Here is a 13,614-nt window from a genome sequence, read left to right on the forward strand (position 1 = left end):
GACGGGCGGACCCGTACTCCGTACGGCCGCTCGCCGGGTGCGGAGCCGGGGCGTTCGCGGTCCACTCGGGCCATGAGCAGCGAACCGCCCCCCGGCTCCGGAGAGCAGCCCCCCGAGGACGACCCGTTCAGGAAGCGGCCCCCCTCGGAGCAGGGATCGGGCTCGCCGTACGACACCCCTTCGGGCGCCCAGCAGCCCCCACCGCCGGGCGGCCCGCCTCCGGGCGGTGAGCAACCGCCGCCCGGAGGTCAGCAACCCCCGCCCTACGGCGGCCAGCAGCCACCCCCCTACGGCGGCGGGCCCTACGGTGGCGGCGGCCCGTACGGCGGTCCCGGTGGTCCCGGCGGCCCGGGCTACCCCGCCGACCCGCTCGCCGGCATGCCCCCGCTCGCCGACAGCGGCAAGCGGACCCTTGCGCGGTTCATCGACGTCGTCCTCGTCACCGTCGTCGCCATTCTGATCAGCCTGCCCTTCGGCTTCATGCCGAACAGCCAGGCGATCGCGACCGGCACGTTGATCGCGGAGGCGGTGATCGGCATCGTGCTCTACGTCGGCTACGACACCTTGACGACGGCCAAGTGGGGGCAGACCCTCGGCAAGAAGTGGCTGGGCATGAGAGTGGCCAACCTCGCCGACGGCTCCACGCCCGACACCCAGACCGCTCTGATCCGCGCGCTGGTGCTCTGGCTTCCGGCCCTGTTCTGCTGCTCCTGCTTCTGGCTCGTGATCACGGGCGGCTGGAGCTTCTTCGACAAGCCGTACAAACAGGGTCTGCACGACAAGGCCGCCAAAACGGTGGTGGTCGAAGTCGGCTGACCTTTTTGTGGGTGCTCATACGAGAGCGGCGGGTCCGTGACTGTCACCGGCCCGCCGCTCCCGTACGCGTCGTTCACAACGTGGTCGGTACCCGCTCGCTCTCCGGCGCGGTCTCGGCCGGCGGCGCGACGGTGCGCGGCCTCGGTGGTAGTGGCACCGTCATCGCCACGAGCAGCCCCAGCGCGAGCGCGGCCAGGGCGATGACGGTGACCCCGATGCCCGAACTCGTCTGGGACAGCAGCAGCATGGCGAGCGTCGAGAAGATCACGGTGCACGAACCGTAGGCGAGCTGTGCGGCGGTCGGACGAGGCATGGCAATCGTGTCCTCGGAAGAAAGGTGGGGGCGCCATTCGACTCTCTTCGCGTGCATGCCCGAGCCGGACGCGTGGTAAGCGTGACCTAACCCACGGTACCGGTGCACGGGGGGCGCACAGAGTCATGGGGTCCGGCAAGTGGGCAGGCTCACGCGCCCGTTGTCCGACATGCGGACGTGTTCGTAAAGCGAACGTCCGCTCCGCATAGTGCACTTGTCCTGCTCAAGTCAAGGTCTGTCTTTTCTTCTAAACCTCTAGTCAAATGTCGTCACTTGATTACACGCGTTGATCATGCGTGCACGGACCCTTCCACGACCGAGGATCCCCCTGTCCGTGCGCGCGGCGCGGGGGAGGAACTCAAGTGACCAGCAGACCCTGGACGTTCAGAGCCGCCGCCGTCGGTGTGGCGCTCGCCGCCGCCTCTGCCGGCTTCGCGACGTTCGCCGTCGCCGAGGCGAGCACCACGGCCCGCCCGGCTGCCGCGAACCGGCACGACCCGGCCCCGGTGAAGCAGCAGAAGCACGACCTCGACGGCCCCCTGAGCAAGACGCAGAAGGCCCAGCGCCAGGAGGCCCTGAACCAGCTCATAGCGGGCAAGGCCAAGGCTCAGGAGCGCAACGGCTCGAAGGTCGTCCAGCTCAAGAGCAAGAAGGGCCACGGCAAGTACGTCGAGCTGAGCCGCGAGAAGACCGACAAGATCTTCACCATCCTGGTGGAGTTCGGGGACCAGACCGACCCCAAGTTCGGCGGCACTCCCGGCCCGCTGCACAACACGATCGCCGCGCCGGACCGTAAGAAGGACAACTCGACGGCCTGGCAGAAGGACTACAACCAGAAGCACTACCAGGACCTCTACTTCGGCACCGGCAAGAACGTCGAGTCGATGAAGAAGTTCTACGAGAAGGAGTCCTCGGGCCGCTACTCGGTGTCCGGAGAGGTCTCCGACTGGGTCAAGGTGCCCTACAACGAGGCCCGTTACGGCAACAACGCCTGTGGCTCCACCAACTGCCCGAGCGTGTGGAACGTCGTCAGCGACGGCGTGACCTCCTGGGTGGCCAAGCAGAAGGCGGCCGGCAAGACAGACGCGCAGATCAAGGCGGACCTGGCCAAGTACGACCAGTGGGACCGCTACGACTACGACGGCGACGGCAACTTCAACGAGCCCGACGGCTACATCGACCACTTCCAGATCGTGCACGCCGGTGAGGACGAGTCCGCGGGCGGCGGCGCCCAGGGCAAGGACGCGATCTGGGCCCACCGCTGGTACGCCTTCGGCACCGACGCCGGCGCCACCGGTCCCGCGGACAACAAGCTGGGCGGCGCGCAGATCGGCGACACCGGCATCTGGGTCGGTGACTACACCATCCAGCCGGAGAACGGCGGCCTCGGCGTCTTCGCGCACGAGTACGGCCACGACCTCGGCCTGCCGGACCACTACGACACCACCGGCAACGGCGACAACTCCACCGGCTTCTGGACCCTGATGTCCTCCGGCTCCTGGCTCGGTCGGGGCAAGGACTCCATCGGTGACCTGCCGGGCGACTTCAGCGCCTGGGACAAGCTGCAGCTCGGCTGGCTGAACTACGACACGGCCAAGGCCGGGAAGCAGTCCACGCACAAGCTGGGTGTCGCCGAGTACAACACCTGGGACAAGCAGGCCCTCGTGGTCTCCCTGCCGGACAAGGCGGTCACCACCACGATCGTCGCCCCGGCGGAGGGTGCGACCCAGTGGTGGAGTGGCAGCGGCGACAACCTCAAGAACACGCTGACCCGTTCGGTGGACCTGACCGGCAAGTCCTCGGCCGCGCTGACCCTGGACGGCTGGTACGACATCGAGGCCAACTACGACTACCTCTACGCCGAGGTGTCGACGGACGGTGGCGCCAACTGGACCGCGCTCGACGGCACGGTGGACGGCCAGGCCATCCCGCGTGACGCCAGCGGCGCACCGGCCCTGACCGGCACGGTCGACGCGTACAAGAAGCTGTCGTACTCGCTGGACGCCTACGCTGGCAAGAAGATCGACGTCCGCTTCCGCTACCAGACCGACGGCGGCGTGGCGCAGAAGGGCTTCGCGGCGGACGAGATCACGCTGACCGCCGACGGCGCGACGGTGTTCTCCGACAACGCCGAGAGCGCGGACGCCGGTTGGACCGTGAGTGGCTTCTCCCGGATCGGCGCGTCCTTCACCAAGGACTACGCGCAGTACTACATCGCCGAGAACCGCCAGTACGTCTCGTACGACAAGACCCTCAAGGTCGGCCCGTACAACTTCGGCTTCTCGACGACCCGTCCGGACTGGGTGGAGCACTACCCGTACCAGAACGGCCTGCTGATCTGGAAGTGGGACACCTCCCAGGCGGACAACAACACCAGCGTCCACCCGGGTGTCGGCCTGGTCCTGCCGGTCGACTCGCACCCGAAGGCCCTGAAGTGGTCCGACGGCACGCTGATGCGCACCCGCATCCAGTCCTACGACTCCCCGTTCAGCCTGTACGGCACCGACGGCCTCACGCTGCACAACGCGGACGTCGCGACGAAGATCAAGTCGTCGAAGGGCGTGTCGGTCTTCAACGACCGCACCAGCACGTACTACGACCCCTCGACCCCGACCGCCGGCGTCAAGATCACTGACACCAACACCAAGATCAAGATCGTCAAGGAGGCCAAGGACGGCTCGACGATCTCGCTCAAGGTCGGTCCCGCGGTGAAGTAGTTCTTAAAACCGCAGGTCAGACGCACATCGGCGGCAACCCCTTGGCGGGTTGCCGCCGATCGTGTTTAGGTGCGTCCTGTGGACCGCTTATTGACACCGACCGAAACGGGGATGTGACCGCATGGCCGCAGGAGGCTTCTGCAAGCTGCCGAACGGCACGGTGGTGGTGGCGCTGAACCTGCCCAGTCCGGCCGGTGGCCAGGCCGGGGTACGGGTGCTCGTGCACGCCCAGAACCGGGCCCGTGCCCTGACCCGGCTGCGCAACCTGGGGTTGCGTGCGGTGTACCTGCGGGGCAACGCGGAGCCTCCCACGCCGGACGAGGTCACGGCGGTGCTGCACCATCCCGACGGCCTGATATGGCGCACGGCTCCGGACAACGGTGTCACCGTGATGGAGCTGTGGCATCCGATCAGGGCCCTGCTGCGCCGGCCGGCCGCGCAGGCCTGACTCGCCCCTCCCGCCGGGTACCGGGCCGGCGCTTTCCCGGGAGGCCCGTTCAGACGACGGGCTTCCCGGTCAGCTCCACGCCCGCCTCACGCAGTTCCTGGAGCGCCGCGGTGGTGGTCTCCTCGCGCACCCCGGCGGTCAGGTCGAGCAGGACATGGGTGCGGAAGCCCTCCTTCACGGCGTCCAGCGCGGTGGCCCGCACGCAGTGGTCCGTGGCGATCCCGACGACGTCCACCTCGACGATCTCCCGGGCGCGCAGCCAGTCGGCCAGCGCGACCCCGTTCTCGTCCGCGCCCTCGAAGCCGCTGTACGCCGCCGAGTACGCGCCCTTGTCGAACACCGCGTCCACCGCCCCGGAGGCGACGGCCGGGGCGAAGTTCGGGTGGAAGCCCACCCCCTCCGTGCCCGCGACACAGTGCGCGGGCCAGGAGCGGGCGAAGTCGGGGTTGTCCGCGAAGTGGCCGCCGGGCGCGATGTGGTGGTCCCGGGTGGCGACCACATGGCGGTAGCCGGTACCGCCCGCCTGGCCGATCAGCTCGGTGATCGCGGCGGCCACGTCGGCGCCCCCGGCCACCGCGAGGCTGCCCCCTTCGCAGAAGTCGTTCTGCACATCTACGACGATCAACGCGCGGCGCATGATGGGTGTCCTTCGCCTGAGGGTTAAGTAACTGAGCCTAGAGACTTCGCGGCCGGTTCGGGAGAGGGCATCAAAGGGGGCGGACGACGATCGCGCTTTAGCTACCCGAGCGCCCCTGGACATACTCCGTCGGAATGACAGGTTCCCCGCGGGAGAGCTGTGTAGCGGACAGCGGCAGGTTGGCCCGCGCCGCGATGTGCCGCTCACGGGGCACGTCGAGCGGCTCCCGGGCGACGACCTCGCCGCCCTTGACCAGCTGCACCAGCAGCTGCCGGTCGGCCAGTTCGGTCGGCACCGGCCCGGTCCCGATCACCTCGGCCTCGGCCACCCCCTCCTCGTCCAGCCGGCGCGCCGCCCACTTGCGTCCGCCGATGGAGGTCTTGCCCCCGCTGGCCTTCTTCGCGACCGGCACCAGCGGCGCCGCCGGGTCGGCGGACTCGGCGCGGGCGACCAGCTTGTAGACCATCGAGCAGGTCGGGTGCCCGGAGCCGGTCACCAGCTGGGTGCCGACGCCGTACGCGTCCACGGGCGCCGCGGCCAGCGAGGCGATGGCGTACTCGTCCAGGTCGGAGGTCACGACGATCTTCGTGGCGGTGGCGCCCAGCTCGTCCAGCTGCTGCCGCACCCGGTGTGCCACGAGGAGCAGGTCGCCGGAGTCGATGCGGACCGCGCCCAGCTCGGGTCCGGCCACCTCCACCGCCGTACGGACCGCCTCGGCGACGTCGTAGGTGTCGACCAGCAGCGTGGTGCCCCGGCCGAGGGTGGCCACCTGGGCCTGGAAGGCGTCCCGCTCGCTGTCGTGCAGCAGGGTGAAGGCGTGCGCGGAGGTGCCGACGGTCGGGATGCCGTACCGGAAGCCGGCCGCGAGGTCGGAGGTGGTCGCGAAGCCGCCGACGTAGGCGGCGCGCGAGGCGGCCACGGCGGCCAGTTCGTGGGTGCGGCGGGCACCCATCTCGATCAGCGGCCGGCCGCCCGCGGCGGAGGTCATCCGGGAGGCGGCGGCCGCGATGGCCGAGTCGTGGTTGAGGATCGAGAGGATCACGGTCTCCAGCAGCACGCACTCGGCGAAGGTGCCCTCGACCCGGATGATCGGCGAACCCGGGAAGTACACCTCGCCCTCGGGATAGCCCCAGATGTCGCCGCTGAAGCGGTAGTCGGCGAGCCACTTCGAGGTCTGCTCGTCCACGATCTTCCGCTCCCGCAGGAAGCCGAGGACACCCTCGTCGAAGCGGAAGTTCTCGACCGCGTCCAGGACGCGTCCGGTGCCCGCCACCACGCCGTAGCGCCGCCCGTTCGGCAGCCGCCGGGTGAAGACCTCGAACACACTGCGCCGCTCGGCCGTACCGGCCCGCAGCGCGGCTTGCAGCATCGTCAGCTCGTACTGGTCCGTGAAGAGCGCCGTCGAGGGAACGTCCACCGGCAGCCCAAGGTCCGCTGTGTTCATGACGAGGATGGTACCCCCATTTCGTCAGTGTGACGATTTATCAAGGGCGTGGCAGCATGGGCTGTGTGACGTCACCCGCGCCCGTAGAGATCGAACGCACCGAGTCGGCGGAGGAGGTCTTCGCCGTACCCGAGCCCGACGTCCCCTGGGTCACGATCGTCCACAACGACCCGGTCAACCTCATGAGCTACGTGACGTACGTCTTCCAGGCGTACTTCGGCTATCCGAAGGACAAGGCCACCAAGCTCATGCTCGACGTCCACCACAAGGGCCGGGCGGTCGTCTCCAGCGGCACTCGCGAGGAGATGGAACGCGACGTGCAGGCGATGCACGGTTACGGCCTGTGGGCCACCCTCCAGCAGGACCGGAAGTAGCGAACCTTCTCCATGCCCGGACACTTCGAACCGATCCCCGGCGGCGGCGCGGCTGTCGCCCTCGACGACGTCGAGATCTCCATCATCCGCTCGCTGGCCGTCCAGCTCCTGGAACTCATCGGCCCAGGCCCGGCCGCGGACGCCCCCGCCGACCCTCTGGCCGAGCTGTTCGCCGAGGGGCCGAGCGAGCCGCCCGCCGACCCCGTCCTGCGCAGGCTCTTCCCGGATGCCTACAGCGACCCGGAGAAGGCGCCCGACTCCCCGGCCGACGCCGAGGAGCAGCGGGAGCACTCCGCCGAGTTCCGCCGCTACACCGAGAACGACCTCAGGGCCGGCAAGCGGGACAACGCCCTCGCGGTGATCCGCACCCTGGACGCGCTCTCCCCGGTGGGTGAGGGCGGGGCGGTGCTCAAGCTGTCCCCGGACGAGTCGCGGCGCTGGCTCGGCGCCCTCAACGACCTGCGCCTGGCGATCGGCTCCCGGCTGGAGATCCTCGACGAGGACGACACCGATCTGCTCTACCGGCTCCCGGACGAGGACCCGCGCAAGCCGATGGTGATGGCGTATCTGTGGCTGGGCGGCCTCCAGGAGACGCTCGTGACCACCCTTATGCCGTAACTTGTCCAGATTTTGTGTTCGCTCAGAGGACGCTCAAATCCGGATAACGATCGCGTCACCGTTGCGGCCTGGTTTGCCGCTTTAGGGCGCTCTTTGTCCGCTTCTCCCTGTGCGATGCGCCACATCATGCCCCTGTGCCTCATATTGCGGCCGTGATAAATCTTCACGACCGCCCGGCCGACACCACCCATGTTCGGTCGGGTGCGCCACCGAGCCGGCGACCGTCGGCCAGGCACGAGCGGGCTCGCGAAACCCGCTCAGCTCCATCAATCCGGGGGGATCGAAACCCGATCCGAGGCCGACGAAAGGCCCGGTTCGGCATGGAGAAAGGCGCACCACGACATGACCTCCGAGAGGGTCAACGACGCCCCGGAAGAGGGGTACGAGCGCGGGCTCGGCAGCCGTCAGGTCCAGATGATCGCGATCGGCGGTGCCATCGGCGTCGGCCTGTTCCTGGGAGCCGGGGCGAACATCGCCAAGGCCGGTCCCAGCCTCATCCTGATGTACGCCCTCGCGGGCGCGATCGTCTTCTTCATCATGCGGGCGCTCGGCGAGCTGCTGCTCTACCGCCCGGTCTCGGGCTCCTTCGCGGAGTACTCCCGTGAGTTCCTCGGCCCGTTCTTCGGCTACTTCACCGGCTGGACGTACTGGCTGATGTGGGTGGTGACCGGCATGGCCGAGCTGACGGCCGCCGCCATCTACGTCAACTACTGGTTCCCGCACATCCCCCAGTGGGTGACGGCCCTCGTCTTCCTGGTGATCCTCTTCGGGGTCAACCTGATCTCCGTGAAGGTCTTCGGAGAGCTGGAGTTCTGGTTCTCCATGGTCAAGGTCACCGCCCTGATCGGCATGATCGTGATCGGCCTCGGCGTCCTCACCTTCGGCTTCAGCTCCGCCGGTGACACGGCGTCGGTCGCGAACCTCTACCAGTTCGACGGCTTCTTCCCCAAGGGCATCGGCTCGTCCCTGATGACCCTGCAGGGCGTCATGTTCGCCTACCTCGCGGTCGAGCTGGTCGGCGTCACGGCCGGCGAGTCGGAGAACCCGGAGAAGACCCTCCCCAAGGCCATCAACACGCTCCCGTGGCGTATCGCCCTCTTCTACGTCGGCGCGCTCTCCGTCATCCTGTGCGTGGTGAAGTGGACCGAGTTCGCGCCGGGCGTCTCGCCCTTCGTCGAGGCGTTCGCGAAGATCGGCATCCCGGCGGGCGCGGGCATCGTCAACTTCGTGGTCCTCACCGCCGCCCTCTCCTCCTGCAACTCCGGCATGTACTCGACCGGCCGCATGCTGCGCACCCTGGCCGAGAGCGGAGAGGCCCCGAGGGGCTTCCAGAAGCTGTCCGCCTCCAAGACCCCGGCGCTCGGCATCACGGTCTCCGTCGCCTTCATGGCCATCGGTGTGGTCCTCAACTACATCGTCCCGGAGAAGGCGTTCGGCTACGTCACCTCCGTCGCCACCGCGGCCGGCATCTGGACCTGGCTGATGATCCTGATCAGCCACGTCCTCTACCGCCGCGCGGTCGTCGCGGGCCGGCTGCCCGCCTCCTCCTTCCCGGCGCCGGGCGGCGCGGTGTGCAGCTGGATCGCCATCGTGTTCCTGCTCTTCGTCACCGGTCTGATCGCCTACGACGCCGACTCCCGCGTCTGCCTCTATGTGATGGCCGGCTGGGCCGCCGCCCTCGGCATCGGCTGGGCGGTCCTCAAGGCCCGCAACCCGCAGGTCGCCGAGCGCCGCGAGCCGGAGCTGGAGAAGGTGGGCTGACCTCACCGAAGGACGTCCGGCCTCCGGGAGTACTCGTGGCACCCCCGGCGGCCGCCGCTCAGGACGTCCGGCATATGGGCCGCCCCGTACCATCCCTCGGTACGGGGTGGCCCTTCTGCTTATCCTGGCGAACATGCTGACCATCACCCAGGCCCTCGTCGACCAGATCGTCGCGCACGCGCGCAAGGACCACCCCGACGAGGCGTGCGGCGTCGTCGCGGGCCCGGCCGGTTCGGACCGCCCCGAGCGCTTCATCCCGATGCTGAACGCGGCCATGTCGCCCACGTTCTACGAGTTCGACTCCGGGGACCTCCTCAAGCTCTACCGCGAGATGGACGACCGCGACGAGGAGCCCGTGGTCATCTACCACTCGCACACGGCGACCGAGGCGTACCCGTCCCGCACCGACATCTCGTACGCGAACGAGCCCGGCGCCCACTACGTCCTGGTGTCCACCGCCGACACCGACAGCCTCGGCGACTTCCAGTTCCGCTCGTACCGCATCGTGGAAGGTGAGGTCACGGAGGAGGAGGTCAAGGTCGTGGAGGCCTACTGATCCCGCGATTCGGTCAGAATTCATCCAGCATGCGAGATCACACTCTGGGAGCGGGACCGGGAATCGATACGATGAGCCCATGGTTCTGAACGACGTGAGCGAGAAGGCGCCGGGCACTCTGCTCGTGGCGCGGCTGCACGTCGACCTGTGCCGGCTGAACAGCGCCATCTGTTGACGTTCCCCGCCGCCGTACGGCCGTGGCCGCGGCGCTCCCCCAGTGCCGAAAGCCTGGGGGTACCCCCAGCCGCGTGCCCACTTCCCCCTTCGACGAACCCTTTCCGACAGGAGCCGCAACCATGGCCATCGAGGTCCGCATCCCCACCATCCTCCGCCAGTACACCGACGGTCAGAAGGCGGTGGAGGGCAGCGGTGACACCCTCGCCGACCTGTTCACCGACCTCGAGACCCGGCACGCGGGCATCCACGCCCGCATCGTGGACGAGGGCAAGCTGCGCCGCTTCGTCAACGTCTACCTGAACGACGAGGACGTCCGCTTCCTCGACAACATCAACACCAAGCTGACCGACGGCGACACCGTGACGATCCTGCCGGCCGTCGCCGGCGGCATGGCCTGATCGGCCGCTGATCACCCATGCGCTACGACTCCCCGCTGGCCGCGGTGGGCAACACCCCCTTGGTGCGCCTGCCGCGGTTGTCGCCGTCCCCGGACGTCCGTATCTGGGCCAAGCTGGAGGACCGCAACCCCACCGGCTCGGTCAAGGACCGCCCGGCCCTGCACATGATCGAGCAGGCGGAGAAGGACGGCCGGCTCACCCCGGGCTGCACGATCCTGGAGCCGACCTCCGGCAACACGGGCATCTCCCTGGCCATGGCGGCGAAGCTCAAGGGCTACCGCATGGTGTGCGTGATGCCCGAGAACACCTCGCAGGAGCGCCGGGACCTGCTCGGCATGTGGGGCGCCGAGATCATCTCCTCCCCGGCGGCGGGCGGCTCGAACACGGCCGTGCGCGTGGCCAAGGAGCTGGCCGCCGAGCACCCCGACTGGGTGATGCTCTACCAGTACGGCAACCCGGACAACGCGGGCGCCCACTACGCGACGACCGGCCCGGAGATCCTGGCGGACCTCCCCTCCATCACCCACTTCGTCGCGGGCCTCGGCACCACCGGCACCCTGATGGGCGTCGGCCGCTACCTGCGCGAGCACAGGCCGGACGTGAAGATCGTCGCCGCCGAACCGCGCTACGACGACCTGGTCTACGGCCTGCGCAACCTCGACGAGGGTTTCGTACCGGAGCTGTACGACGCCTCCGTGCTCACCACCCGCTTCTCGGTCGGCTCCGCCGACGCGGTCACCCGCACCCGTGAACTCCTGCAGCAGGAGGGCATCTTCGCGGGCGTCTCCACCGGCGCCGCCCTGCACGCGGCGATCGGAGTCGGCAAGAAGGCGGTGCAGGCCGGCGAGAGCGCCGACATCGTCTTCATCGTGGCCGACGGCGGCTGGAAGTACCTCTCCACCGGCGTCTACACGGCGGCCACCACCGAGGAGGCCATCGCGACGCTCCAGGGCCAGCTCTGGGCATAGCGCCCCTGCTCCACGGGCCAACTACGCGCCATCCCCCTCCTATGAGGGGGCTAAGCCCATCCTATGGAGGGGCAAAGAATTCCCTCCGGTACTGCCGGTGACTCTCGGGCCAGGGCTACGTTCCTCCCGCACCCTGTCATGTCACGCTCACCCGACATGCAGGGCGTCTGTGAGTGTCATGCTCATGACTGCGCGGTTCTGCCGCCGCTACGCGCGTCACGGGCCTGCCCAACCAGTGCGAGAAACCCCACTTCCCCATGGAGGCAGTACCCCATGCGTGAGTCACGCCCGAGCGGGCGGCGACGGAGTCTGCGAAGACTCTTCTCCATCGCCCTCCCCGCCCTCGCCCTGACCGTCGCCGGACTCGCCGCGGCACCGGCGGCCGGCGCCCACACCGCCGCCGCTCCCGCGCCCCACATCTCCCGGGCCGCGCAGAACGCCAAGGCCCTGACCGCCCCGGAGCGCCAGACCTTCCACTCCACCGGCAAGGCCGGCCAGAAGGTCCCCACGACCCATCTGTGCGCCACCGCCGAGCCGGGCCACGCGTCCTGCTTCGCCCAGCGCCGCACCGACATCAAGCAGCGGCTCGCCTCGGCGGTCGCCGCCGCGGCGCCCTCCGGCCTCTCCCCGGCCAACCTGCACAGCGCCTACAACCTGCCCTCGACGGGCGGCAGCGGTCTGACCGTCGCCATCGTCGACGCGTACAACGACCCCAACGCCGAGGCGGACCTGGGCACTTACCGCTCCACCTACGGCCTGTCCGCCTGCACCAAGGCCAACGGCTGCTTCAAGCAGGTCAGCCAGACCGGCTCCACCACCTCGCTGCCCACCAACGACACCGGCTGGGCGGGCGAGGAGGCGCTGGACCTCGACATGGTCAGCGCGGTCTGCCCGAACTGCAGCATCACCCTGGTCGAGGCCAACTCGGCGAACGACACCGACCTCGGCATCGCCGAGAACGAGGCCGTCTCGCTCGGTGCCAAGGTCGTCTCCAACAGCTGGGGCGGCTCCGAGTCCTCCTCCCAGACCAGCGAGGACACCCAGTACTTCAAGCACCCGGGCGTCGCCATCACCGTCTCCTCCGGTGACTCCGCCTACGGCGCCGAGTACCCGGCGACCTCCCAGTACGTGACCGCCGTCGGCGGCACCGCGCTCACCACCTCCTCCAACTCCCGTGGCTGGAGCGAGTCGGTGTGGCACACCAGCTCCACCGAGGGCACCGGCTCCGGCTGCTCGGCGTACGACGCGAAGCCGAGCTGGCAGACCGACACCGGCTGCACCAAGCGCATGGAGGCCGACGTCTCCGCGGTCGCCGACCCGGCCACCGGCGTGGCGGTCTACGACACCTACGGCGGCTCCGGCTGGGCGGTCTACGGCGGCACCAGCGCCTCCGCCCCGATCGTCGCCGGCGTCTACGCCCTCGCGGGCACCCCGGGCTCCAGCGACTACCCGGCGAAGTACCCGTACCAGCACACGAGCAACCTGTACGACGTGACCAGCGGCAGCAACGGCTCCTGCTCCACCTCGTACTTCTGCACCGCGGGCACCGGCTACGACGGCCCGACCGGCTGGGGCACCCCGAACGGCACCACCGCCTTCACCGCCGGCACCAGCACCGGCAACACGGTGACCGTCACCAACCCCGGCAGCCAGTCGACCACCACCGGCGGCTCGGCCAGCCTGCAGATCCACGCCACCGACAGCGCGGGCGCGACCCTGACCTACAGCGCCTCCGGCCTGCCCACCGGCCTGTCCATCAACAGCTCCTCCGGCCTGATCTCCGGTACGGCGTCCACCGCGGGCACCTACCAGGTCACGGTCACCGCGACCGACTCCACCGGTGCCTCCGGCTCGACCTCCTTCACCTGGACGGTCGGCACCTCCGGCGGCACCTGCACCTCGGCCCAGCTGCTCGGCAACCCGGGCTTCGAGTCGGGCAACACCACCTGGACCGCCTCCAGCGGTGTCATCACCAACGACTCCGGTGAGGCCGCGCACGGCGGCTCCTACAAGGCCTGGCTCGACGGGTACGGCTCCTCCCACACCGACACGCTCTCCCAGTCGGTGACCATCCCGTCCGGCTGCAAGGCCAGCTACACCTTCTACCTGCACATCGACACCGCCGAGACCGGCAGCACCGCGTACGACAAGCTGACCGTGACCGCCGGTTCGACCACCCTGGCGACGTACTCGAACGTCAACGCCGCCTCCGGGTACGCGCAGAAGACCTTCGACCTGTCCTCGTTCGCGGGTCAGACGGTCACCCTGAAGTTCAGCGGGGTGGAGGACTCCTCCCTCCAGACCAGCTTCGTCGTGGACGACACCGCCCTGACGACCAGCTGAGCCGTACGGCAACCGGATCCCGCACCCGGAAGATTTCCTTCCGG

General features: G+C 69.0%; 14 protein-coding genes. 11 read left to right on the forward strand and 3 right to left on the reverse strand.

Annotated elements, in window-relative coordinates; all coding sequences use genetic code 11:
• Nucleotides 1-72 precede the first annotated feature (72 nt).
• On the forward strand, nt 73-816 hold the full coding sequence (locus BEK98_RS19110) for an RDD family protein (protein WP_094217788.1): 744 nt from the start codon (nt 73-75) through the stop codon (nt 814-816).
• 73 nt (nt 817-889) lie between these two features.
• Here the strand turns inward: BEK98_RS19110 and BEK98_RS19115 are convergent, their stop codons facing one another.
• Nucleotides 890-1,129, reverse strand: coding sequence for a hypothetical protein (locus tag BEK98_RS19115; RefSeq protein ID WP_094217789.1), 240 nt, complete (start codon nt 1,127-1,129; stop codon nt 890-892).
• Between the two features lie 362 nt (nt 1,130-1,491).
• Between BEK98_RS19115 and BEK98_RS19120 the strand changes: the two genes are divergently transcribed.
• Together BEK98_RS19120 and BEK98_RS19125 are read left to right on the forward strand one after the other, a co-directional pair.
• The gene (locus BEK98_RS19120; protein WP_094217790.1) at nt 1,492-3,846 is read left to right on the forward strand and encodes an immune inhibitor A domain-containing protein; all 2,355 of its coding nucleotides are present in this window, start codon (nt 1,492-1,494) and stop codon (nt 3,844-3,846) included.
• Nucleotides 3,847-3,967: 121 nt separating this feature from the next.
• Complete coding sequence (locus BEK98_RS19125) at nt 3,968-4,294, forward strand: hypothetical protein (protein WP_094217791.1); 327 nt, start codon at nt 3,968-3,970, stop codon at nt 4,292-4,294.
• 49 nt (nt 4,295-4,343) lie between these two features.
• Here BEK98_RS19125 and BEK98_RS19130 read toward each other — a convergent pair whose 3' ends face one another.
• Entirely contained in the window at nt 4,344-4,931 is a 588-nt protein-coding gene (locus BEK98_RS19130; protein WP_094217792.1) for an isochorismatase family protein, read from the reverse strand.
• Between the two features lie 97 nt (nt 4,932-5,028).
• Nucleotides 5,029-6,375, reverse strand: coding sequence for a nicotinate phosphoribosyltransferase (locus BEK98_RS19135; protein WP_094217793.1), 1,347 nt, complete (start codon nt 6,373-6,375; stop codon nt 5,029-5,031).
• Between the two features lie 56 nt (nt 6,376-6,431).
• Here BEK98_RS19135 and clpS point away from each other — a divergent pair, with 56 nt between their 5' ends.
• The 8 genes from clpS to BEK98_RS19175 all read left to right on the forward strand — a co-directional run bounded on the left by clpS (nt 6,432) and on the right by BEK98_RS19175 (nt 13,570).
• Nucleotides 6,432-6,749 (forward strand): ATP-dependent Clp protease adapter ClpS, encoded by a 318-nt coding sequence (clpS, locus tag BEK98_RS19140; RefSeq protein ID WP_094217794.1) that lies wholly within the window; start codon nt 6,432-6,434, stop codon nt 6,747-6,749.
• A 12-nt stretch (nt 6,750-6,761) separates the two neighbouring features.
• The gene (locus BEK98_RS19145) at nt 6,762-7,367 is read left to right on the forward strand and encodes a DUF2017 domain-containing protein (RefSeq protein WP_094217795.1); all 606 of its coding nucleotides are present in this window, start codon (nt 6,762-6,764) and stop codon (nt 7,365-7,367) included.
• Between the two features lie 342 nt (nt 7,368-7,709).
• On the forward strand, nt 7,710-9,128 hold the full coding sequence (locus BEK98_RS19155; protein WP_094217796.1) for an amino acid permease: 1,419 nt from the start codon (nt 7,710-7,712) through the stop codon (nt 9,126-9,128).
• A gap of 133 nt (nt 9,129-9,261) precedes the next feature.
• Complete coding sequence (locus BEK98_RS19160; RefSeq protein ID WP_094217860.1) at nt 9,262-9,684, forward strand: M67 family metallopeptidase; 423 nt, start codon at nt 9,262-9,264, stop codon at nt 9,682-9,684.
• 79 nt (nt 9,685-9,763) lie between these two features.
• On the forward strand, nt 9,764-9,859 hold the full coding sequence (locus BEK98_RS51120) for a putative leader peptide (RefSeq protein WP_309550412.1): 96 nt from the start codon (nt 9,764-9,766) through the stop codon (nt 9,857-9,859).
• Between the two features lie 121 nt (nt 9,860-9,980).
• Nucleotides 9,981-10,259, forward strand: a complete 279-nt coding sequence (locus BEK98_RS19165) for a MoaD/ThiS family protein (RefSeq protein ID WP_094217797.1) — start codon at nt 9,981-9,983, stop codon at nt 10,257-10,259.
• A gap of 17 nt (nt 10,260-10,276) precedes the next feature.
• Nucleotides 10,277-11,227 carry a PLP-dependent cysteine synthase family protein gene (locus BEK98_RS19170; protein WP_094217798.1) on the forward strand — a complete coding sequence of 317 codons (951 nt, stop codon included), beginning with the start codon at nt 10,277-10,279 and terminating at the stop codon, nt 11,225-11,227.
• Between the two features lie 273 nt (nt 11,228-11,500).
• Nucleotides 11,501-13,570, forward strand: coding sequence for a putative Ig domain-containing protein (locus BEK98_RS19175; protein WP_094217799.1), 2,070 nt, complete (start codon nt 11,501-11,503; stop codon nt 13,568-13,570).
• Nucleotides 13,571-13,614: the final 44 nt, after the last annotated feature.

It is taken from the genome of Streptomyces diastatochromogenes, assembly GCF_002242805.1.
GTDB lineage: Bacteria > Actinomycetota > Actinomycetes > Streptomycetales > Streptomycetaceae > Streptomyces > Streptomyces diastatochromogenes.

Excerpts from the sequence above, each read along its gene's own strand:
- BEK98_RS19160 (WP_094217860.1), top strand. The coding sequence starts at position 9,262 with ATGCTGACCATCACCCAGGCCCTCGTCGACCAGATCGTCGCGCACGCG.
- BEK98_RS19170 (WP_094217798.1), top strand. The coding sequence starts at position 10,277 with ATGCGCTACGACTCCCCGCTGGCCGCGGTGGGCAACACCCCCTTGGTG.
- BEK98_RS19125 (WP_094217791.1), top strand. The coding sequence starts at position 3,968 with ATGGCCGCAGGAGGCTTCTGCAAGCTGCCGAACGGCACGGTGGTGGTG.
- BEK98_RS19145 (WP_094217795.1), top strand. The coding sequence starts at position 6,762 with ATGCCCGGACACTTCGAACCGATCCCCGGCGGCGGCGCGGCTGTCGCC.
- BEK98_RS19135 (WP_094217793.1), bottom strand. The coding sequence starts at position 6,375 with ATGAACACAGCGGACCTTGGGCTGCCGGTGGACGTTCCCTCGACGGCG.
- BEK98_RS19115 (WP_094217789.1), bottom strand. The coding sequence starts at position 1,129 with ATGCCTCGTCCGACCGCCGCACAGCTCGCCTACGGTTCGTGCACCGTG.
- clpS (WP_094217794.1), top strand. The coding sequence starts at position 6,432 with ATGGGCTGTGTGACGTCACCCGCGCCCGTAGAGATCGAACGCACCGAG.
- BEK98_RS19155 (WP_094217796.1), top strand. The coding sequence starts at position 7,710 with ATGACCTCCGAGAGGGTCAACGACGCCCCGGAAGAGGGGTACGAGCGC.
- BEK98_RS19130 (WP_094217792.1), bottom strand. The coding sequence starts at position 4,931 with ATGCGCCGCGCGTTGATCGTCGTAGATGTGCAGAACGACTTCTGCGAA.
- BEK98_RS19165 (WP_094217797.1), top strand. The coding sequence starts at position 9,981 with ATGGCCATCGAGGTCCGCATCCCCACCATCCTCCGCCAGTACACCGAC.
- BEK98_RS19175 (WP_094217799.1), top strand. The coding sequence starts at position 11,501 with ATGCGTGAGTCACGCCCGAGCGGGCGGCGACGGAGTCTGCGAAGACTC.
- BEK98_RS51120 (WP_309550412.1), top strand. The coding sequence starts at position 9,764 with ATGGTTCTGAACGACGTGAGCGAGAAGGCGCCGGGCACTCTGCTCGTG.
- BEK98_RS19110 (WP_094217788.1), top strand. The coding sequence starts at position 73 with ATGAGCAGCGAACCGCCCCCCGGCTCCGGAGAGCAGCCCCCCGAGGAC.